Origin of the sequence: Methylobacterium sp. WL7, assembly GCF_008040085.1 — a bacterium.
Classification (GTDB): domain Bacteria; phylum Pseudomonadota; class Alphaproteobacteria; order Rhizobiales; family Beijerinckiaceae; genus Methylobacterium; species Methylobacterium mesophilicum.
Map to the genome: position 1 here is coordinate 1 of NZ_VRVG01000341.1, position 829 is coordinate 829.

The 829-nt window shown below is 73.9% G+C and carries 1 protein-coding gene and 1 pseudogene; both read left to right on the top strand.

The annotated features are described in order from the left end of the window. Nucleotides 1-368, top strand: a pseudogene (locus FV233_RS29660) (chemotaxis protein); the annotation flags it as partial. A gap of 14 nt (nucleotides 369-382) precedes the next feature. After that, nucleotides 383-829, top strand: a 447-nt coding sequence (locus tag FV233_RS29665) for an Hpt domain-containing protein (RefSeq protein ID WP_187278281.1), incomplete at its 3' end; no start/stop codon positions are given.

Sequence of the window (829 nt, forward strand, 5' to 3'; positions counted from 1 at the left end):
CCAAGGCGGCCACCGGTCAGGTCCGGGGGATTTTGGGCGAGATCCAGCGGGGCATCAACACGTCGGTGATGCTGACCGAGGAGGCGGTCAAGCGCGCGGCGGCCGGCAAGACGCGCTCGGACACGACGCAGCGGACGATCGAGGAGATCACCGCGCGGGTGGAGGAGAACGTGCAGACGTTCCAGCAGATCGTGGCCTCGACCAACCAGCAGCAGCTCGGGATCGAGCAGGTGATGGGCGCGCTGCAGAACATCCGCCAGGCCAGCCAGCAGACCGCGGCCGGCACCCGCGAGGTCGAGGCGGCCTCGGCCAACCTCACCGAACTCGCCCAGGCCCTCATGGCCCTGGCCGAACGCTACCGGCACTGAGGGCCGGCGCCGCCTTGCCCGCCGATATCCGCCAGCTCCTGCTCGCGGCCTTCGAGGTCGAGCATCGCGAGCACGTCACGGCGATCCGGGCCGCGCTCGGGAGCGCGACCCCGGACTGGAACGACGTGTTCCGCCGCGCCCACAGCCTGAAGGGCGCCGCCCGCGCCGTCGATCTCCCGGCCGTGGAGGCCGTCGCCCACCGCCTGGAGACCCTGTTCGAGCGGGTCCGCACCAACGCCCAGCCCGTCGACCGCGAGGCGGCCAACGCCGTCCACCTGGCCCTGGACCGGATCGAGAGCTACGTCGCCGGCCTCCAGGACGGGGCCGGGCCGGACATGCCGGCCGACGCCCTGTCGGCCCTGGGGCAATGCCTCGGCTTCCCCGGGGAGGCCACGGAAGACGCACCGCCGGCTGCGCCGCCGCCGCCGGTCGCGCGGGCCGTCGACCCCCCTGCCCCGCCA